The 18892-nt window shown below is 60.4% G+C and carries 21 protein-coding genes, 4 tRNA genes and 2 pseudogenes; 17 read left to right on the plus strand and 10 right to left on the minus strand.

Annotation, left to right across the window (positions count from 1 at the left end; genetic code table 11):
* Nucleotides 1-104, plus strand: a pseudogene (locus JWR98_RS13305) (FKBP-type peptidyl-prolyl cis-trans isomerase); the annotation flags it as partial.
* A 207-nt stretch (nt 105-311) separates the two neighbouring features.
* A complete protein-coding gene (gene ispH / locus JWR98_RS13310; RefSeq protein ID WP_205490248.1) occupies nt 312-1259 on the plus strand; it encodes a 4-hydroxy-3-methylbut-2-enyl diphosphate reductase in 948 nt (315 codons plus the stop codon).
* On the opposite strand, the gene JWR98_RS13315 is transcribed toward ispH, so the two are convergent.
* Nucleotides 1213-1791 carry a GspH/FimT family pseudopilin gene (locus JWR98_RS13315; protein ID WP_078731500.1) on the minus strand — a complete coding sequence of 193 codons (579 nt, stop codon included), beginning with the start codon at nt 1789-1791 and terminating at the stop codon, nt 1213-1215. The two genes, ispH and JWR98_RS13315, sit on opposite strands and share 47 nt — an antisense overlap.
* 205 nt (nt 1792-1996) lie before the next feature.
* Here JWR98_RS13315 and pilV point away from each other — a divergent pair, with 205 nt between their 5' ends.
* The 5 genes from pilV (at nt 1997) to thiO (ending at nt 5309) form a co-directional block, all read left to right on the plus strand.
* A complete protein-coding gene (gene pilV / locus JWR98_RS13320) occupies nt 1997-2482 on the plus strand; it encodes a type IV pilus modification protein PilV (protein ID WP_205490249.1) in 486 nt (161 codons plus the stop codon).
* Nucleotides 2479-3186, plus strand: coding sequence for a pilus assembly protein PilW (locus JWR98_RS13325; RefSeq protein WP_078731502.1), 708 nt, complete (start codon nt 2479-2481; stop codon nt 3184-3186). The genes pilV and JWR98_RS13325 overlap by 4 nt, the downstream gene beginning before the upstream one ends.
* Before the next feature lie 7 nt (nt 3187-3193).
* Entirely contained in the window at nt 3194-3724 is a 531-nt protein-coding gene (locus tag JWR98_RS13330; RefSeq protein WP_078731503.1) for a pilus assembly PilX family protein, read from the plus strand.
* Nucleotides 3725-3735: 11 nt separating this feature from the next.
* On the plus strand, nt 3736-4137 hold the full coding sequence (locus JWR98_RS13335; protein WP_205490250.1) for a type IV pilin protein: 402 nt from the start codon (nt 3736-3738) through the stop codon (nt 4135-4137).
* 62 nt (nt 4138-4199) lie between these two features.
* On the plus strand, nt 4200-5309 hold the full coding sequence (thiO, locus tag JWR98_RS13340) for a glycine oxidase ThiO (RefSeq protein ID WP_205490251.1): 1110 nt from the start codon (nt 4200-4202) through the stop codon (nt 5307-5309).
* On the opposite strand, the gene JWR98_RS13345 is transcribed toward thiO, so the two are convergent.
* Complete coding sequence (locus tag JWR98_RS13345; protein ID WP_003171665.1) at nt 5296-5529, minus strand: PP0621 family protein; 234 nt, start codon at nt 5527-5529, stop codon at nt 5296-5298. The two genes, thiO and JWR98_RS13345, sit on opposite strands and share 14 nt — an antisense overlap.
* A gap of 125 nt (nt 5530-5654) precedes the next feature.
* A complete protein-coding gene (locus JWR98_RS13350; protein WP_078731506.1) occupies nt 5655-6680 on the minus strand; it encodes an outer membrane protein assembly factor BamD in 1026 nt (341 codons plus the stop codon).
* A gap of 149 nt (nt 6681-6829) precedes the next feature.
* Here JWR98_RS13350 and rluD point away from each other — a divergent pair, with 149 nt between their 5' ends.
* From rluD to JWR98_RS13385, 7 genes and pseudogenes are all read left to right on the plus strand, one after another.
* Nucleotides 6830-7792: a 23S rRNA pseudouridine(1911/1915/1917) synthase RluD gene (gene rluD / locus JWR98_RS13355; RefSeq protein WP_003171668.1), complete on the plus strand. Its 963-nt coding sequence runs from the start codon at nt 6830-6832 to the stop codon at nt 7790-7792.
* Nucleotides 7789-8514, plus strand: coding sequence for a peptidoglycan editing factor PgeF (pgeF, locus tag JWR98_RS13360; RefSeq protein WP_078731507.1), 726 nt, complete (start codon nt 7789-7791; stop codon nt 8512-8514). Before rluD ends, pgeF begins: the two co-directional genes overlap by 4 nt.
* 131 nt (nt 8515-8645) lie before the next feature.
* Nucleotides 8646-11209: pseudogene (gene clpB / locus JWR98_RS13365) on the plus strand (ATP-dependent chaperone ClpB).
* Nucleotides 11210-11505: 296 nt separating this feature from the next.
* A tRNA-Asn gene (locus JWR98_RS13370) sits at nt 11506-11581 on the plus strand.
* 9 nt (nt 11582-11590) lie between these two features.
* Nucleotides 11591-11667, plus strand: a tRNA-Pro gene (locus tag JWR98_RS13375).
* Between the two features lie 5 nt (nt 11668-11672).
* A tRNA-Lys gene (locus tag JWR98_RS13380) sits at nt 11673-11748 on the plus strand.
* Nucleotides 11749-11842: 94 nt separating this feature from the next.
* A tRNA-Pro gene (locus tag JWR98_RS13385) sits at nt 11843-11919 on the plus strand.
* A gap of 124 nt (nt 11920-12043) precedes the next feature.
* On the opposite strand, the gene JWR98_RS13390 is transcribed toward JWR98_RS13385, so the two are convergent.
* Genes JWR98_RS13390 through JWR98_RS13400 form a run of 3 tightly spaced genes read right to left on the minus strand, consistent with a single transcriptional unit; the run spans nt 12044 to nt 14260 of the window.
* Entirely contained in the window at nt 12044-13342 is a 1299-nt protein-coding gene (locus JWR98_RS13390) for an NAD(P)/FAD-dependent oxidoreductase (protein ID WP_205490252.1), read from the minus strand.
* A 60-nt stretch (nt 13343-13402) separates the two neighbouring features.
* Nucleotides 13403-13576, minus strand: coding sequence for a DUF3094 family protein (locus JWR98_RS13395; protein WP_078731510.1), 174 nt, complete (start codon nt 13574-13576; stop codon nt 13403-13405).
* 54 nt (nt 13577-13630) lie between these two features.
* Nucleotides 13631-14260 carry a DUF1780 domain-containing protein gene (locus JWR98_RS13400; protein ID WP_078731511.1) on the minus strand — a complete coding sequence of 210 codons (630 nt, stop codon included), beginning with the start codon at nt 14258-14260 and terminating at the stop codon, nt 13631-13633.
* A 129-nt stretch (nt 14261-14389) separates the two neighbouring features.
* On the opposite strand from JWR98_RS13400, the gene JWR98_RS13405 reads away from it, so the two are divergent.
* A complete protein-coding gene (locus tag JWR98_RS13405; protein WP_078731512.1) occupies nt 14390-15079 on the plus strand; it encodes an energy-coupling factor ABC transporter permease in 690 nt (229 codons plus the stop codon).
* Between the two features lie 76 nt (nt 15080-15155).
* Nucleotides 15156-15371: a hypothetical protein gene (locus tag JWR98_RS13410; protein ID WP_003171680.1), complete on the plus strand. Its 216-nt coding sequence runs from the start codon at nt 15156-15158 to the stop codon at nt 15369-15371.
* Here JWR98_RS13410 and yacG read toward each other — a convergent pair.
* From yacG to JWR98_RS13430, 4 genes are read right to left on the minus strand one after another with little or no spacing between them, the layout of a single operon-like run.
* Nucleotides 15368-15568: a DNA gyrase inhibitor YacG gene (yacG, locus tag JWR98_RS13415; RefSeq protein WP_078731513.1), complete on the minus strand. Its 201-nt coding sequence runs from the start codon at nt 15566-15568 to the stop codon at nt 15368-15370. The genes JWR98_RS13410 and yacG overlap by 4 nt on opposite strands.
* Complete coding sequence (gene coaE / locus JWR98_RS13420; protein WP_078731514.1) at nt 15565-16188, minus strand: dephospho-CoA kinase; 624 nt, start codon at nt 16186-16188, stop codon at nt 15565-15567. Before coaE ends, yacG begins: the two co-directional genes overlap by 4 nt.
* Nucleotides 16185-17051: a prepilin peptidase gene (locus JWR98_RS13425; RefSeq protein WP_205490254.1), complete on the minus strand. Its 867-nt coding sequence runs from the start codon at nt 17049-17051 to the stop codon at nt 16185-16187. The genes coaE and JWR98_RS13425 overlap by 4 nt, the downstream gene beginning before the upstream one ends.
* Entirely contained in the window at nt 17048-18256 is a 1209-nt protein-coding gene (locus JWR98_RS13430; RefSeq protein WP_205490256.1) for a type II secretion system F family protein, read from the minus strand. Before JWR98_RS13430 ends, JWR98_RS13425 begins: the two co-directional genes overlap by 4 nt.
* 202 nt (nt 18257-18458) lie before the next feature.
* Here JWR98_RS13430 and JWR98_RS13435 point away from each other — a divergent pair, with 202 nt between their 5' ends.
* Complete coding sequence (locus JWR98_RS13435) at nt 18459-18872, plus strand: pilin (RefSeq protein ID WP_205490300.1); 414 nt, start codon at nt 18459-18461, stop codon at nt 18870-18872.
* The last annotated feature ends 20 nt before the right edge of the window (nt 18873-18892 follow it).

Below are 18892 nucleotides of genomic sequence, written 5' to 3' on the forward strand. Positions count from 1 at the left end.
GGGTGTGGTCAAGGCTTTCGATGACGCGCAAAGTGACCATCGACTTCAACCATCCGTTGGCCGGTAAAACCTTGACGTTTGACGTTGAAATCATCGACGTTAAAGCGCATCTTGATCAACGACTTCGAATTAAAACTGTGGGAGCGGGCTTGTGGTGGGAGGGGGCTTGCCCCCGATGGCGGTGGATTCAGTCAAAGATTTGTTTTCTGACCCACCGCCATCGCGGGCAGCCCCCTCCCACCTTTGATCTTCATTGTCAGCTGAGTCGCGTCGATCCTGACCCATAGCAGCTGCAACACACGAGGCACAGCATGCAAATCAAACTCGCCAACCCCCGTGGCTTCTGCGCCGGCGTGGACCGGGCGATCGAAATCGTCAATCGCGCCCTGGAAGTCTTCGGGCCGCCGATATACGTGCGTCATGAGGTCGTCCACAACAAGTTCGTGGTCGAAGACCTGCGCGCACGTGGTGCCATCTTCGTCGAAGAGCTCGACCAGGTGCCCGACGACGTAATCGTTATCTTCAGCGCCCACGGCGTGTCCCAGGCTGTGCGTACCGAAGCGGCAGGCCGTGGCCTGAAAGTCTTCGATGCAACCTGCCCGCTGGTCACCAAGGTGCATATCGAAGTCGCCCGCTACAGTCGCGACGGCCGTGAATGCATCCTGATCGGCCATGCCGGCCACCCCGAAGTGGAAGGCACCATGGGCCAGTACGACGCCAGTAATGGCGGCGCGATTTATCTGGTGGAAGACGAAAAGGACGTCGCCGCCCTGCAGGTGTGCAACCCCGAACGCCTGGCCTTCGTGACGCAGACCACCTTGTCCATGGACGACACCAGTCGTGTGATCGACGCCCTGCGCACGCGCTTCCCGGCCATCGGGGGGCCGCGCAAGGATGACATCTGCTACGCCACCCAAAACCGCCAGGATGCAGTCAAGCAACTGGCCGACGAGTGCGATGTGGTGCTGGTGGTCGGTAGTCCGAACAGCTCCAACTCCAACCGACTGCGCGAGTTGGCCGAGCGTATGGCGACACCGGCGTACCTGATCGACGGTGCCGAAGACCTGCAGCGCGGTTGGTTCGACGGCGTCGAGCGTATCGGCATTACCGCCGGTGCCTCGGCCCCGGAAGTGTTGGTGCGTGGTGTTATCCAGCAACTGCACGCCTGGGGCGCGACCGGCGCTGATGAGTTGGCTGGGCGTGAAGAGAACATTACTTTCTCCATGCCCAAGGAGCTGCGGGTGCGCTCGCTGCTCTGACGGCCACGGTGCCGTCGCCACGGCACAATGCCTGCTCGGCTCTATCGCTGCGCAGGCTGATGCGCCCGCTGGGTGCCAGCACCACCTGGTGCAGACTCTGCGCCGAATCTACTGTGCACACATGCAAGGTGCCCGCACGGAACCCCCCGCCTGCAAATACCGGTTCGCCCAACCCGCTGAAGCGTACCTGGCGCTTGACCGGTCCGTTGCCGACTATCGGGATGCGCCCGTTGTCCTGATGCTCCAGCAGCACCGGATTGTCTTCGTCCAGAGGGCCGCGCCCGCTGATATCCACGATCACCCGCCAGCCCCTGCTCCAGTCGTCGTGCCGGGCATGGATCACCACCGCCCGATTGCGCGCAATGGCTTCAGTACGTGCCAGGCGAAGGCCGTTCGCCAATGAGTGTGCTGCGCTGTACCGCTGCTGTGACTCCAGCAAACCCTTGAAACTGGGCACTGCCAAGTGCGCGAGGACGCCGCTTACGAGTAGCCCGAGCAGCAGTTCGATCAGGGTAAAACCACGTTGTCGCATGGGCCGTCCCTCCGTGGACGTGAGTCAATATTCAAGTGCAGCCCTAGGTATAGCGTCCAGCCGCTGGCGTTGAGTGATGGCATTTATGTCCAAAGTATTTCCCTTTGTTCCGCCGACGGCACGGCTGGAAAACCGCCGCTAGTCTTGGGTCGCACGGCAGGATTTACCTGCTTCTTTTTGGCCTTCGACACGGATGGCGACGGTAATGCTTGACGGCCTGAACCTGTTTTCCCGGCGCACTTTCCCTCGGCTTCAAGGCGGCATGACGCTGATTGAAGTGCTGGTGGCGGTGCTGATCCTTGCCATCGGCCTGTTGGGCGCTGCGGTGATCCAGCTCAATGCGCTCAAATACACCGACAGCTCAAGAATGACCAGCCAGGCCAGTTTTATCGCCTACGACATGCTTGACCGAATCCGCGCCAACACCGGGGTCGATTACTCATGGGGGCGGGGCGAACGCGCGCCGGCCAATAGCACCGCCGCCAGCGTGCGCGACCTGGACTTGCATGATTTCGAGGCCAATATCCTGAGCTTTGCCGGAGAGAGCGCCAAGGGCACGGTAGCCATCAGTGCCGGTGAGGCGACCGTCAGCATCAGTTGGGATGACAGCCGAGGTACCAACAGGTCTGGCGCGCGGGAAACCTTTGCCCTCACCAGCCGCATCGGCGATCAGTCGCAGGTGGGGCAGTGAGAAGCACAAATCTAGGTTTCAGCCTGGTGGAGCTGCTGCTGGCCCTGGCTGTCGGGCTGTTGCTGGTGTTGGGGATCGGCAAGGTGTTGATCAGCTCGCGGGCGACCCATGCCAGCCAGCAAGCCGCCATGTTATTGCAGGACGACGCGCGGTTCGTGCTGGGCAAGATGATCCGGGACATTCGCCAGGCGGGCATGTTTGGCTGCCTGGCCACGGCCTTTATCGAGAATGCCCCGGCGGCGTTCGAACGGCCGATTGGTTGGACTGCCGCTGGCAGTGCGACGTCGCTGACGCTGATAACCGCCAATCCGGGTGAAAGTGGCGACAAGCCTGACTGGACGGTGTTGTCCGATTGCGTCGGTACGGCTCAAGCCTATGCCGGGAACGCACCTGCACCTGCGCCTGGGCAGATTCGTTTTGCCGTACGTCAGCTCACTTACACCTTTGAGACGGGCCAGTTGAAGGTCAGCACGCCTGCCGCCCCGGCCAAGGTGGTATTGGTGGACAACGTGCGGGCATTCGATATCAGTTTTGGCATGGCCGCCAAAATGGATTCCATGCAGGTCGTGCGCTATGACAGTCGCCCGGCCAACGAGGCCCTGATACGCAGCGTGCGCATCCGCATGATGTTGCAGGACCCGGCAGATCGGGTAAAGGATCAAACCTACAGCGTCGTGGCGGCGCTACGAAACCGTTTGGGGTAGGGCGTCCATGGAGTTTTTCAATAATTTGCATTCGTTGCAGAGGGGGATGGCCCTGCTGATCAGTCTGGTATTTCTGCTGCTGTTATCACTGCTCGGGCTGTCGTCGATGCAAGGCGCTGTGGCGCAGCAAAAGGTCAGCGGCAGTTTCTGGCAGCGCAACCAGTCACTTCAGGCGGCAGAAAGCGGTTTGAGGCGGGGAGAGGGAGATGTGCGGCGAGCAGGGGGCATATGGCCGCGATGTTCCTCAGTTATTGCCTGTGCGCCGCCGCCGGAAGCGTTTTCGGTGGTTGGCGCCGGGACGAACCCTGTTTCGACGGTTACCTGGTTTGCCTTCAAGGGCGGCGTCTACGCCGTGCAATCCCTGGGCCCTGGCGTCGGGGTGGCGAATCTGCCGCCGCGTGTGTCTGCGAGGTTGTATCGGGTAACGGCGGTCGGGCTCAGTGGTCAATCGCGTACGGTGCTGGAGAGCCTGTATGCGCAGGTGGAGGAGGAGGGTGATCCACGTTTTCGACGGGTGTCATGGCGGCAACTTCAATAAGGAGCAATGGGATGGGCAGGGACAGCCAGGGGTTCACTCTGATTGAGTTATTGATTGCCGTGGCGATCATCACGGTGTTGGCCGCGGTTATTTACCCCGGTTACACCGGCCAGGTAAAAAAAGCTTATCGCGCAGAAATTGTCGCCCTTCTGTTGGAGCAGGCCCAGCATCTGGAGCGGTTTTATACGAGGAACGGCACTTTTATTGACGCAGGCGGCGTCAGTACCGGCAATGATCGCTATAGAATCACTGTTGCATTGAACCCTTTGGATTTCGTCCTGGTGGCGACGCCGGTCGCTGGATCCATGATGGTTGGCGACCCCTGTGGTGACTTCAGCCTGACCAGTACCGGTGCGCGGGAGAATCCGGGGGCGGCGCCTGAAATGTCGCGCCGCACATGCTGGGGGCAATGATGAGGATACTCGATCATTGGGCGCCGGGTGCGCTTGTTCCTTTTTATCGACTGGATCGAATGATGGCTAAGCAACAGCAAGTGGTGATCGTCGGTGGCGGAGTCATCGGTTTGTTGACGGCATACAACCTGGCAACCCAGGGGCAAGCGGTAGTGCTGCTGGAGCGCGCGGGTGTGGGGCAGGAGTCGTCTTGGGCGGGGGGCGGCATTGTTTCGCCCCTGTATCCGTGGCGCTACAGTCCGGCGGTTACCGCGCTGGCCCACTGGTCCCAGGATTTTTATCCGCAACTGGCTGAGCGACTGTTTGCCGCCACCGGCGTCGACCCAGAGGTGCATACCACTGGCTTGTACTGGTTGGACCTGGACGACGAAGCCGAGGCGCTGGCCTGGGCGGCCCGGGAAGGTCGCCCGTTGAGCAAAGTGGACGTGTCTGCCGCCCACGACGCAGTGCCGGTGCTGGGTGGCGGGTATGCCCGGGCGATCCATATGGCCAACGTGGCCAATGTGCGCAACCCGCGTCTGGTCAAATCGCTCAAGGCCGCGTTGCTGGCACTGCCCGGCGTGACCCTTCATGAGCAGTGCGAAGTCAGCGGCTTTGTCCTGGACGATGGCAATGTAGTGGGGGTGAATACGCTCGATGGCCCGATCCTGGGCGATCAAGTCGTGCTGGCGGCAGGTGCGTGGAGTGGTGAGTTGCTGCGCACGCTGGGCTTGTCGTTGCCGGTAGAGCCGGTCAAGGGGCAGATGATCCTGTACAAGTGCGCTGCGGATTTCCTGTCATGCATGGTATTGGCCAAGGGGCGTTATGCGATCCCGCGACGCGACGGGCATATCCTGATTGGCAGCACCCTCGAGCATGAAGGCTTCGACAAGACCCCCACTGAAACCGCGCTGGAAAGCCTCAAGGCTTCGGCTGTAGAGTTGATTCCCGCTCTGGCGGATGCAGAGGTGGTCGGGCATTGGGCCGGCTTGCGGCCGGGCTCGCCGGAGGGCATTCCCTATATCGGCCAGGTGCCGGGCTTGAGGGGGCTGTGGCTCAATTGCGGGCATTATCGTAATGGCTTGGTGCTGGCGCCGGCGTCCTGCCAGCTGTTTGCCGACTTGTTGCTGGACCGTGCTCCAATCATCGACCCGGCGCCTTATGCGCCCGAAGGTCGCCTCAACGCTGGATAGACTTGGGCCCTTGTTCCAGATGCGCCTGGGTGCAGTACCACTCCTGGCGCAGGCTGAGGGCGCGATCCTGCGGCAGGTGCACCCCGCAATGGGCGCAACGCACCATCAATGCCGCACCGGGTTCGCTGGCGCGTTGCTGTTTAGCCGCAGGGCTTTTGAACTTGCGCCAGAACCACACCGCGGCAGCAATAACGGCAATCCAGAACAGAAGACGAAGCATGATGAGCAGTTTCTCGACGAGGAATGCGCCAGTTTAGCAAGGACGTGGCAGGCGCACAGAGCAATAATGCTCGCCCACAAAAAAGGGAGCCTCAAGGGGCTCCCTTTTAACGTGGCCTCGACTGATCAGTCGAACACGCCGAAGGTCATGTAGCTGAACCACGAGCGGTCCTGGTTGTTGCCCAGGGCTTGCGGTTCTTGCTCTTCGATCACGTCGCCGTTCTCATCATGCGGTTTGAGATCCGCTGGAATGGCGTCCTTGGCGTCCTGATACTGCTTGATCACGTCCTGGTTGGCGCGGGTTTCGCCCGGCGGCAACGGTGGGCGGGACTCGATCAGGCCCAGGGTGTATTTGCTCAGCCACGAACGGTTGTCCGCTTCGGCAACCTGCGGCACGAACTGGCCGTCTTTCAGGCTTGGGTGATCGGGGTAGTTGAGCTTCAGGGTTTCCAGGCTGGTGCTGGCCAGTTCGTCCAGATGCAGGCGCTGGTAAGCCTCGGTCATCACGGCCAGGCCGTCACCCACCGAAGGGGTTTCCTGGAAGTTCTCGACCACGTAGCGACCACGGTTGGCGGCTGCGACGTAGGCCTGGCGGGTCAGGTAGTAATGGGCGACGTGGATTTCATAGGAGGCCAGCAGGTTGCGCAGGTAGATCATGCGCTGCTTGGCGTCCGGTGCGTAGCGGCTGTTGGGATAGCGGCTGGTCAGTTGGGCGAACTCGTTGTAGGAGTCGCGGGCAGCGCCCGGGTCACGCTTGGTCATGTCCAGCGGCAGGAAGCGCGCCAGCAGGCCAACATCCTGGTCGAACGAAGTCAGGCCTTTCATATAGTAGGCGTAGTCGACGTTCGGATGCTGCGGGTGCAGGCGGATAAAACGCTCGGCGGCGGACTTGGCGGCTTCCGGCTCGGCGTTCTTGTAGTTGGCGTAGATCAGCTCAAGCTGGGCCTGGTCAGCGTAGCGCCCGAACGGATAGCGCGACTCCAGTGCCTTCAGCTTCGCTGTGGCGCTGGTGTAGCTATTATTGTCCAGGTCTTTCTGAGCCAGTTGGTACAGCTCGACTTCGCTCAGGTTTTCGTCGACGACTTCCTTTGTTGACGAGCAAGCAGCAGTCATGGCGAGGATGGCGATCAGCAGCAGGTGTTTCACTTGCATGGCGGCTTGCGTCCCTATGACGGCCGCTGTCTTGGGCGGGGCCGTCCTGTTATGATGAGCGCCCCGTTGAAAGCCTCGGGGCAAAAGACGCCGTATTTAACCACAAGCGCGCAGCCGAAACCAAAGGCTGTGCCACGCCTAGTCTGAGCATGTCCGATAAAATTGAACTTCGCGCAGAGGTGCCGTCCGAATTGGGCGGCCAACGCCTCGATCAAGTCGCCGCACAATTATTCGCTGAGCACTCGCGCTCGCGCCTTTCCGCCTGGATCAAAGACGGCCGCCTGACTGTGGATGGAGCGGTTATCCGCCCGCGAGACATAGTCCATGGCGGTGCGATTCTTGAGCTGACTGCCGAGCAGGAAGCCCAGGGAGAATGGGTCGCCCAGGACATCGAGCTGGATATCGTCTATGAAGACGACGACATCCTGGTCATCAACAAACCCGCAGGCCTGGTGGTTCACCCGGCGGCCGGGCACGCTGATGGCACCTTGCTCAATGCCCTGTTGCACCACATCCCCGACATTATCAATGTGCCGCGTTGCGGCATCGTGCACCGTCTGGACAAGGACACCACCGGCTTGATGGTGGTGGCCAAGACCATTCAGGCGCAGACGCAGTTGGTAACCCAGTTGCAGAGCCGCAGCGTCAGCCGGATCTACGAGTGCATCGTGATCGGCGTGGTCGTGGCCGGTGGCAAGATCAACGCCCCGATCGGCCGCCACGGCCAGCAGCGCCAGCGTATGGCGGTGATGGAAGGTGGCAAGCAGGCCGTTAGCCACTATCGGGTACTGGAGCGTTTTCGTTCCCACACCCACGTGCGGGTCAAGCTGGAAACCGGTCGTACTCACCAGATTCGCGTGCACATGGCCCACATCAACTTCCCGTTGGTCGGCGATCCTGCCTACGGTGGTCGCTTCCGCATTCCGCCGGCTGCCAGCCAGACCATGGTCGAATCGCTCAAGACATTCCCGCGCCAGGCACTGCACGCACGCTTCCTGGAACTGGACCATCCGACGAGCGGTCAGCGCATGAGCTGGGAATCGCCGCTGCCGGACGATTTTGTCTGGCTGCTGTCGCTGCTCAAGCAGGATCGCGAGGCGTTTGTCGGATGAATGACTGGCTGATACCTGACTGGCCCGTGCCGGCTTGGGTTAAAGCTCGCGTCACCACGCGCGCGGGCGGCGTCAGTCAGGCGCCGTTCGACAGCCTCAACCTTGGCGATCATGTCGAGGACAGCTTTGAGGCCGTCCTCGAGAACCGCCGTCGTCTTACCGAAGCCTTTGGTATTCAGCCGGCCTGGCTGCGCCAGGTACATGGCGTGACTGTGGTCGAAGCCGACCCTGGCCGCACGCCTGAAGCCGATGGCAGTTGGACCAGCACCCCAGGCATCGCCTGCACCGCGATGACCGCTGATTGCCTGCCCGCGCTGTTCTGCAACCGTGCGGGTACCCGCGTCGCGGCGGCCCACGCCGGTTGGCGTGGGCTGGCGGCGGGTGTGTTGGAAGCTGCTTTTGAAAGCCTGGACGCAGAGCCTGCCGATGTGTTGGTCTGGCTGGGCCCGGCAATCGGTCCGCAGGCTTTCGAAGTGGGCCCGGAGGTGCGTGAAGCCTTCATGGGGCAACTGCCGGGTACCGTCGACGCCTTTGTGCCGAGCCGCAACCCTGGCAAGTTCATGGCCGACATCTATAAGCTGGCGCGCCTGCGCCTCGCCGCGCGGGGTGTCACGGCTGTCTACGGTGGCGGTTTGTGCACTGTGACCGACCCGCGCTTCTTCTCTTACCGCCGCAGCCCGCGCACCGGTCGGTTTGCCTCCCTTATCTGGCTGGAACGCTAGACTCTCCTGATCCATATCAAGCATCGCCCGCTTGAATCCTCCAGAATCCACCCCATCTATAAGGGTATCTGGCAGGTTTCTTCATTCAGGAATGTTTTATAGCTCCGGCCTGCTCAAAAGGAAGGTGACTAATGCGTATTGATCGTTTAACCAGCAAATTGCAGTTGGCCTTATCGGACTCCCAATCCCTGGCGGTCGGCCTCGACCACCCGGCCATCGAGCCCGCGCACTTGATGCAGGCGCTCCTGGAGCAGCAAGGTGGTTCTATCAAACCTTTGCTGATGCAGGTGGGCTTTGACGTCAATAGCCTGCGCAAGGAGTTGAGCAAAGAGCTCGACCAACTGCCGAAAATCCAGAACCCGACCGGCGACGTGAACATGTCGCAGGACTTGGCGCGCCTGCTTAACCAGGCCGACCGCCTCGCCCAGCAAAAAGGCGACCAGTTCATTTCCAGCGAACTGGTGCTGCTCGCCGCCATGGACGAAAACAGCAAGCTCGGCAAGTTGCTGCTGGGCCAGGGCGTAAGCAAGAAAGCCCTGGAAAATGCCATCAACAACCTGCGTGGCGGCGACGCGGTGAACGACCCCAACCACGAGGAGTCGCGCCAGGCCCTGGACAAATACACCGTCGACCTGACCAAGCGGGCCGAAGAGGGCAAGCTCGACCCGGTGATCGGTCGTGACGATGAAATCCGTCGCACCATCCAGGTCCTGCAACGTCGCACCAAGAACAACCCGGTGCTGATCGGTGAGCCTGGCGTGGGTAAAACCGCGATTGCCGAGGGTTTGGCCCAGCGCATCATCAATGGTGAAGTGCCGGACGGTCTCAAAGGCAAGCGCCTGCTGTCCCTGGACATGGGGGCGTTGATTGCCGGCGCCAAGTTCCGTGGCGAGTTCGAAGAACGCCTGAAATCCCTGCTCAATGAACTGTCGAAGCAGGAAGGGCAGATCATTCTGTTTATCGACGAACTGCACACCATGGTCGGCGCCGGTAAAGGCGAGGGCTCCATGGACGCCGGCAACATGCTCAAGCCCGCCCTGGCACGAGGCGAGCTGCATTGCGTCGGTGCGACCACGCTCAACGAGTATCGCCAGTACATTGAAAAAGACGCGGCCCTCGAGCGGCGGTTCCAGAAAGTACTGGTGGAAGAACCTAGCGAAGAAGACACCATTGCGATCCTGCGTGGCCTGAAAGAACGCTACGAGGTGCACCACAAAGTGGCGATCACCGATGGCGCGATCATCGCGGCGGCCAAATTGAGCCATCGCTACATCACTGACCGTCAGTTGCCCGACAAGGCCATCGACTTGATCGACGAAGCGGCCAGCCGTATTCGCATGGAGATCGACTCCAAGCCGGAAGTGCTCGATCGTCTGGATCGGCGCCTGATTCAACTGAAAGTCGAATCCCAGGCGCTGAAAAAGGAAGAGGACGACGCGGCGAAGAAACGCCTGGAAAAACTTCAGGAAGAAATCGTGCGCCTGGAGCGTGAGTATTCGGACCTCGAAGAAATCTGGACCTCGGAAAAAGCCGAAGTGCAGGGCTCTGCTCAGATCCAGCAAAAGATCGAACAATCGCGCCAGGAGCTGGAAGCCGCACGCCGTAAAGGTGACCTGAACCGCATGGCCGAGTTGCAGTATGGGGTCATCCCGGACCTGGAGCGCAGCCTGCAAATGGTCGACCAGCACGGCAAGGCTGAAAACCAGCTGCTGCGCAGCAAGGTGACCGAGGAAGAAATCGCCGAAGTCGTCTCGAAGTGGACCGGCATTCCGGTGTCGAAAATGCTCGAAGGCGAGCGTGACAAGCTGCTGAAGATGGAGCACCTGTTGCACCAACGTGTGATCGGCCAGGAAGAGGCGGTGGTGGCCGTATCCAACGCGGTGCGGCGTTCCCGGGCCGGCTTGTCCGATCCTAATCGCCCGAGCGGTTCGTTCATGTTCCTCGGCCCGACCGGCGTGGGTAAGACCGAGTTGTGCAAGGCCCTGGCCGAATTCCTCTTTGATACCGAAGAGGCCATGGTGCGGATCGACATGTCCGAATTCATGGAAAAACATTCGGTGGCGCGTCTCATCGGTGCCCCACCAGGCTATGTGGGCTATGAAGAGGGCGGTTACCTGACCGAGGCCGTGCGGCGCAAACCTTACTCGGTGATCCTGCTGGATGAGGTCGAGAAGGCGCACCCGGATGTGTTCAACATCTTGCTGCAAGTGTTGGAAGATGGCCGGTTGACGGACAGCCACGGGCGTACCGTGGACTTTCGCAACACGGTGATCGTGATGACTTCCAACCTGGGTTCGGCGCAGATCCAGGAGCTGGTAGGGGATCGTGAGGCGCAGCGTGCCGCTGTCATGGATGCGCTCACCAGTCATTTCCGTCCGGAGTTTATCAACCGGGTCGACGAAGTGGTGATCTTCGAGCCGTTGGCGCGGGATCAGATCGCCGGTATCACCGAGATCCAGTTGGGCCGTCTGCGTGGTCGCCTGGCTGAGCGCGAGCTGTCGCTGGAACTCAGCCGCGAGGCGTTGGACAAGCTGATCGCGGTCGGTTACGACCCTGTGTATGGCGCACGGCCTCTGAAACGTGCGATCAGCGCTGGATCGAGAACCCGCTGGCGCAGTTGATCCTGTCGGGCAGTTTTATGCCTGGCACCAGCGTCGAGGCGACTGTGGAGAACGACGAAATCGTCTTCCACTGAGTCCGGATTGCACTGCTATAAGAGAAGGCCCTGCATCGCAGGGCCTTTTTTTTCGATAGGGCGTTGAACTGTAAGGCAAAGGCTTGTAAAGTGCGCCCCGCAGCAACGTCAGCCCACGGGTTTCCTCTCCCCAAGAAGAAATCAGAAAGAAGCGCAAATCATTGTCTTAAAAGCAATTTAAAGGGTTGACAGGGGTTTTTAAGATTGTAGAATAGCGCGCCTCAGAGACGCTAACGTAGCGATACGGACAGGGTCGAAGAGGAAGGTTACACAGCAGTAAAATTGAAATATGTAGTTCCGTGATAGCTCAGTCGGTAGAGCAAATGACTGTTAATCATTGGGTCCCAGGTTCGAGTCCTGGTCACGGAGCCAATTTCAAATCGGGGTATAGCGCAGTCCGGTAGCGCGCCTGCTTTGGGAGCAGGATGTCGGGAGTTCGAATCCCCCTACCCCGACCATATTTGGGTCGTTAGCTCAGTTGGTAGAGCAGTTGGCTTTTAACCAATTGGTCGTAGGTTCGAATCCCACACGACCCACCATTTTTGAGACCAGTTAACGCTGGAATCGAATCTTAAGATCAGAGGCCAAAAGCGCTGATCGAAGAAGGCGACTGAAAGGTCGCCTTTTTATTACCGGGGTATAGCGCAGTCCGGTAGCGCGCCTGCTTTGGGAGCAGGATGTCGGGAGTTCGAATCCCCCTACCCCGACCATATTAAAAATCCTCGTATCGAAAGATACGGGGATTTTTTTTACGTGCACAAAACTCAAGTTCGCTGGAAATCAATGCGGGGGAGGGGCAAGTCGCACCGTCCCTCCCACATAGAGTATGCGTTTTTAGTGGAGTTTGAGGCGCGGCTCAGTCCCGCGTCCGATCTTACTGCCCAGCATCAACATCGCTGTGCGGAAGAACCCATACAGCGCCATCTGGTGCATGCGGTAAAGCGACACATAGAACATCCGCGCCAACCAGCCCTCCAGCATCACGCTGCCGGTCAGGTTGCCCATCAAGTTACCCACTGCCGAAAAACGCGACAGAGAGATCAGCGAGCCGTAGTCGGTGTACTTGTAGTTCGGCAATTCCTTGCCTTCAATCCGCAGTTTCAGCGACTTGGCCAGCAGTGAGGCCTGCTGGTGAGCGGCTTGTGCGCGAGGCGGCACGTTGCGGTCGGTGCCCGGTTGTGGACAGGCCGCGCAGTCGCCGAAGGCAAAGATATTTTCATCACGGGTGGTTTGCAGTGTCTGCAGTACTTGCAACTGATTGATGCGGTTGGTTTCCAGGCCATCAATGTCCTTGAGGAATGCCGGCGCGCGAATGCCGGCGGCCCATACCTTCAAACTGGCCGGAATCACCTGGCCGCTGCTGGTAATCAGCGCGTCGGCCGTTACCTCACTGACCGCCGAGTCCGTCAGCACGGTCACACCGAGCTTCTCCAGGGTTTTATGCACAGGCCCGCCGATACGCTCCGGCAGGGCGGGCAGCACCCGTGGGCCGGCTTCGATCAGGGTGATGTGCATGTTTTCCGGCTTGATGCGGTCCAGGCCATAGGCCGCCAGTTCATGGGCGGCGTTATGTAGCTCGGCGGCCAATTCAACCCCGGTTGCACCCGCGCCGACGATGGCGACGCTGATTTTCTCCACCACATCAGTCTGCCCGGCATGAGCGCGCAGATAGTGGTTGAGCAGTTGTTGATGGAAGCGTTCGGCCTGCTTGCGGGTGTCGAGGAACAGGCAGTGCTGCGCCGCGCCCTCGGTGCCGAAATCGTTGGTGGTACTGCCCACCGCGATCACCAGGCTGTCATAGCCCAGCACGCGCGCCGGCACCAGCTCTCGACCTTCTTCGTCGAGGGTGGCGGCCAGTTGGATTTTCTTCTGTTCACGGTCCAGCCCGCTCATACGCCCCAGCTGGAACTCGAAGTGGTTCCATTTAGCCTGGGCAACATAATTGAGTTCGTCTTCAGACGAGTTCAATGAGCCGGCCGCCACTTCGTGCAGTAGAGGCTTCCAGATGTGGGTCAGATTGGTGTCCACCAGTGTGATGCTGGCGGTACCGCGCTTGCCCAGAGTGTTACCCAGGCGGGTAGCCAACTCCAGGCCGCCGGCGCCGCCGCCGACGATAATAATACGATGGGTCATGGGGATATCTCGCAAGGCTAAAAGAAATCGGAGCAGTTACCCCCGCGAGCGCCAGGCAGCTCATAGCGTCAGGTAACTCAAAAGGCGGCTCAGCAGGCCGAGCCCGATCACCACCGCCAGCACTACGCAGAGGAGCAGCCATGGCCGGAAAGGCTTGCGCTCGACTCTGTTCTGGGAGAGTTGCAGGTACTCTTCGACACGCTGTTGGTCGTCAGGTTTCAGGCGGCTGGTCATATAAGGCCTCGTCGGGTAGACGTTGCAAAAGGGCGCCACGTTACAGTCAAGGGATCAGAGGCTGATGCCTACATCGAACACTATGCTGCGGCCCAGGTTGTTGCGCAAGAAATCCGGCGCGTCCGGGTGGGCGAACAGCACCCGTGCAAACGTCGGCCCCACCAGGGACAGTGAGCGCCAGCCCTGGCGCAGGTATTCCGTGGGGGGCGGGAAATGGCTGTTGAGGTCGAGCACTTCGCGCTTGAGGCTGGTGAAGGCGACGATATCCAGCTCGCCCAGGTCCATCCCGCGCTCTTTGTAGTTGCGCGCCTTTTTACGCAACGTCGGCGCCAGGCGCAGCAGGAATTCGTGAGCTGGGATGCGTCTTGGCTTGGCTTCGCGTCGTACCAACTGGCTCAAGGAAAAGGCGCTGCGCCGTCGCAGCAATTCATCGCGCCATTCATCGTTGAGGCGCCGGCCTTCATCAAGCACAAAAAACACTTCGAAACTGGCATCACGAAACAGCACGTCCGGCGGCTCTTGCCCGGCGGCATGGAACTCTTCAGCGCGGTAAGGCACGTTCAGGCCTTGCAACAGGCGCTGGCAGACCCAACGCTCACGCTCCCATTTGCGGGCATTGGACAGAAAGGCGTTGGCTTGTTCGGCCGCTACGGTGAGCAGGCGCAGGTAGTCTGAGTCATCCATCCTTGCAGCTTAGCGCTCAAATGATGACCGCAGGAAGTCCCGCTCCAAAAGGTCGGTGTAGACTGACGATTCGACTTCAACGCCAGCGAAGAGGTGTCGAGTGAGTTTTCGTGCAGGGGGATTGCAACCGTGATCAGTGCAGCAGTACTGGCGCCGGGAACGCTCGGTATCGGCTGGCTGCTTTATACCCCGGTGCTCATCTGGGCGATCCTGCGCTCGCCCTGGGTCGAGGTGTTTGCCGACCGGCGGCGCCAACATTTGCTATTCGGGACGGTGTTCGCGCTGTTCATGCTGTGGTTGGTGCGGCGGGATTTCGACACCGGCGTGTCCTACCACTTTATCGGCATGACCGCTGTGACCCTGTTGCTCGACTGGCCCCTGGCAGTCGTCGGTGGGTTCGCCGCCCAGTTGGGCTTGATGCTGTCGGGGCGCCAGGACCTGGCCGCGTTGGGCGTCAACGGCCTGTTGTTTGTCGGGCTACCGGTATTGATCACCGAAGGCTGCGCACTGCTGGTTGAGCGAGCGCAACCGCGCAATCCCTTTGTGTATATCTTCTGTTCCGGTTTTTTTGCCGCCGCGCTGTCGGCTTTGTTCTGCCTGTTGCTGGGGTTGGGCTTGCTGTGGTTCGACGGGCGTTTTGCCATGCCGCAATGGCTGGAAGATTTCGTCGGCTACCTGTGGCTGATCATCTTCCCCGAGGCCTTTATCAACGGCATGGTGATCAGCGCCCTGGTGGTGTTTTGCCCGGAATGGCTGGAGACCTTCAACCGCACGCGCTACCTCTCGGCGCCTTGGAAAGACGACGATTCGCCGCGTTGATCCAGGTCAAATGCCCTGCGGCCAAGCAGGCCCATGCTCTGCCAAATTGTCTATGAGCAAAGCGGGAGCGCGGATCATGAGTGTGTATGAGTGGGCACGGCAGGAGCTACGCAGAAGCCAGGATGCGGCACAGGAAATCGGTTTCGACCCAGGTTTGACGCTGCGTGCGATGCTCAGCGCGGTGGTGCAGCAGAGCAAGGGTGTGCGCAGTTTCGAAGACCTGGCCGACGAGCTGCAATACCTTGCAGAGAACCTCGACGACCAGCAGGAGTATGCCTTTATGCGCCCTTAGTGGCGCGGCCCCAGGTCTTCGGAAAACAGCTCGTCTTCGGCGTCCGGCGCCACTGGAATCTTGTGTTCTTCAGCGGCCCAGGCACCCAGGTCGATGAGCTTGCAACGGTCCGAGCAGAAAGGCCGGTTGAGGTTGGTCGCTTTCCATTCCACGGGTGCGCCGCAGGTTGGGCAGTCGACGGTCAAGGGTTGGCTCATGATCGGCCTCCACGCAAAGTAAGGTAAAAGTGGTGCAGTCGCTCGACCTCGCTGTGCAGCCAGGCGAGGTCCTTATCGTTGACCAGCACGTCATCGGCATGGTTCAGGCGGTCTTCGCGGCTTGACTGGGCCTTGAGGATCGCATGCACCTGTTGCTCGCTGATGCCGTCGCGCTGCAGGGTACGCTGTATCTGCAGCGATTGCGGCACATCGATCACCAGGATGCGCTGGGTCATGCTGTACTGGCCGGACTCGATCAGCAGCGGTGACACCAGGATCGCGTACGGCGAGCGCGCTCGCGCAAGGTGGCTGCGGATTTCCTCGCCGATCAGTGGGTGCAACAGGCTTTCCAGCCACAGACGCTCTTCGGGCACTTCAAAGATCAGCTTGCGCAACGCGGCGCGATCCAGTTGGCCGTCCGGTTGCAGTACGCCGCCGCCAAAATGCTCGGTGATACGCGCCAGTGCCGGCCGGCCAGGTTCGACCACCCAGCGGGCGGCATGGTCGGCGTCGACCAGGTCAATACCCAGGTCGATAAAGTGTTGGGCTGCGGCGCTTTTACCGCTGCCGATGCCGCCGGTAAGGCCAAGAATCCAGGGAGTTGCAACAGAAGTGGTCATCTGAAACCGACAGACAGCAAATAGAAGTCGGTTATTTGACCACCCCAGAGCAATGCAATCCAGCCGGCAATGGCCAGATACGGACCAAATGGCATCGGCGTCGAGGCCTGGGCCCTGCGCAGGCGCATCAGGATCAAGCCGACGAACACCCCCACCAGCGACGACATCAGCAGCGTCATCGGCAATATTTGCCAGCCACCCCAGGCACCGAGGAGCGCCAGTAATTTGAAATCACCGTGGCCCATGCCGTCCTTGCCGGTGACCAGCTTGAACAGCCAGAACACACTCCACAGGCTCATGTAGCCGATCACCGCGCCCCACAGGGCGTCGGACAACGTCGTCAGCCATCCGAAGCCGTTGACGATCAGCCCCAGCCACAGCAGCGGCAACACCAGCACATCCGGCAGCAACTGATGATCCGCATCGATCAGGCTCATCGCCAGCAGCCCCCAGCTCAACAGCATGACCGCGCCCGCTTGCCAGGCGAAGCCGAATTGCCAGGCCACCAACGCCGAGACCAGCGCACAGGCGAGTTCGGTGAGCGGGTAGCGCGCACTGATGGGGGCCTTGCAGTGCGCGCAGCGGCCTCTCAGGAACAGATAGCTGAACAGCGGGATATTTTCCCAGGGGCGTATCGGATGATCACACTGGGGGCAGCAGGAGTTCGGGTGCATGAGGTTGTAGGTTGGACCCGTGGGTTCGGCAGGCAATCCCAGCACCTCATGGGCCTGGGCACGCCATTCCCGTTCGAGCATTTTTGGCAGGCGCCACGTCAGCACGTTGAGAAAACTGCCGACGATCAAACCCAGTACTCCCGCCAACGCGACAAAAAGCAATGGATGTTCACTCAACAGCACGCTCAAAATGCATTCCCCAATTGGAAGACCGGTAGGTACATGGCGATGACCAGTGCGCCGACAATGCCCCCGAGCACCACCATGATCACGGGCTCCATCAGGCTGGTGAGGTTATCGACCTGATTGTCCACATCGGCCTCGTAGTGGCTGGCGACTTTTTCCAGCATACGCTCCAGCGTGCCCGATTCTTCGCCGATGGCTGTCATCTGGATCGCCATGGCGGGGAACAAGCCGCTGCTGGCCATGGAGTGATTCAGCTGCATGCCTGTGGATACGTCGCGACGCATATGTTCGATTGCCTTTTTGAACGGCTGACTGCCAGTGGCGCCGGCCACCGAATCCAGCGCCTGCACCAGCGGGACACCGGCTGCGAAGGTGGTGGAAAGTGTGCGGGCGTAGCGAGCTACGGCCGATCTGGTGAGCAGTTTGCCTGCCAGCGGCGCTTTCAACAAACCGGCGTCCAGCCAGTAATGGAAAGCCGATGAAGTTCGATACGTCTGGCGCAGGCCCATCACGCCTGCGCCCAGGCCCAGCATCACTGCCCACCAGGCGCGCTGCATGAACTCGGACAGGGCGATGACCTGCAGGGTAAAGCCTGGCAGTTGCCCGTCGACCCCGGCAAACAGGCTCTGGAACTGCGGCACCACATGTACCAGGAGCACCACCGTGACAAGGCCGGCAACCACCAGCACTGCGATCGGGTAGATCATGGCCTTTTTGATCCTGGCCTTGAGCTGTTCGCTTTTTTCCCGGTGAACCGCCACGCGTTCCAACAAGGTTTCCAGTGCGCCGGCCTGTTCGCCGGCTGCCACCAGATTGCAGTACAGGTCATCGAAATAGCGCGAATGTTTGCGCAGTGCCTCCGCCAGGCTGCTGCCGGCGGCGATCTGCTGTTTAAGTCCCTGGGCCAGGTCACGAACCGGTGCATTGTCGAAGCCTTCGCCGATGATGTCGAAGGCTTGCAGAAGGGGGATTCCGGCTTTGAGCAGTGTCGCCAGTTGGCGTGTGAGCAGGGTGATTTCGGCCGCTTTGACCGAGGGGGCGAAGCTGGGCAACACGGCGGTTTTCTTACGCACTCGGCCGGGGCTGATGCCTTGCCGGCGCAGTTGCGCCTTGACCAGGGCAGGGTTGTGCCCGGTGGTTTGCCCGGACACCCTGCGCCCTTTGCGGTTGATGCCTTCCCAGGCGTAAATGGTCGAAGCGTTGTTCATGTCACGGTTCCGCACACAGGTCGTCGAAGACTTACAGCTTAGTCAGATGACGGCACCGGGCCGGGCGGTGGCGCCGGATAAAATGTCAGAATGTGCGTCGTGCAGGCGATCAAGCGCTTGCGGGTGAGTACACTGGCGCCGTTGCACACTACGGGGCGCAGGACGCGCCTTGTCATGAGTTCTGTTCTGGAGAGTGAATGTGATGCGTCAGAAAGGTTTTACTTTGATCGAGTTGTTGATCGTCGTGGCAATCATCGGCATTTTGGCCACCATCGGCCTGCCCATGTACACCACGCATCAGGCCAAGGCCAAGTTCACCGCCGGCCTGGCCGAAGTCGCTGCGCTCAAGGCCGGGTACGAAAGCGTCATCAACGAAGGCACCGTCCCTACATTGGCACTGATCGGTGGTACCAGCTCAACCGCCAACTGCAAGATCGAGGTAGCGGGTGACGTAACCAGCGGCGCAGGCGCCATCAGCTGCGAAATCCTCGACGCCCCCGCGCCGGTATTGGGCAAGATCATCACTCTGACGCGCAGCGCAACCACAGGTTGGAAATGCACGACCAACGCTGATGCAAAATATGTCGCCAAGGGCTGCGGTGCTGAAGGGGCATAACTGCTACACCCTGCGTCGAG

Source organism: Pseudomonas lactucae, assembly GCF_016937615.1.
Lineage (GTDB): Bacteria > Pseudomonadota > Gammaproteobacteria > Pseudomonadales > Pseudomonadaceae > Aquipseudomonas > Aquipseudomonas lactucae.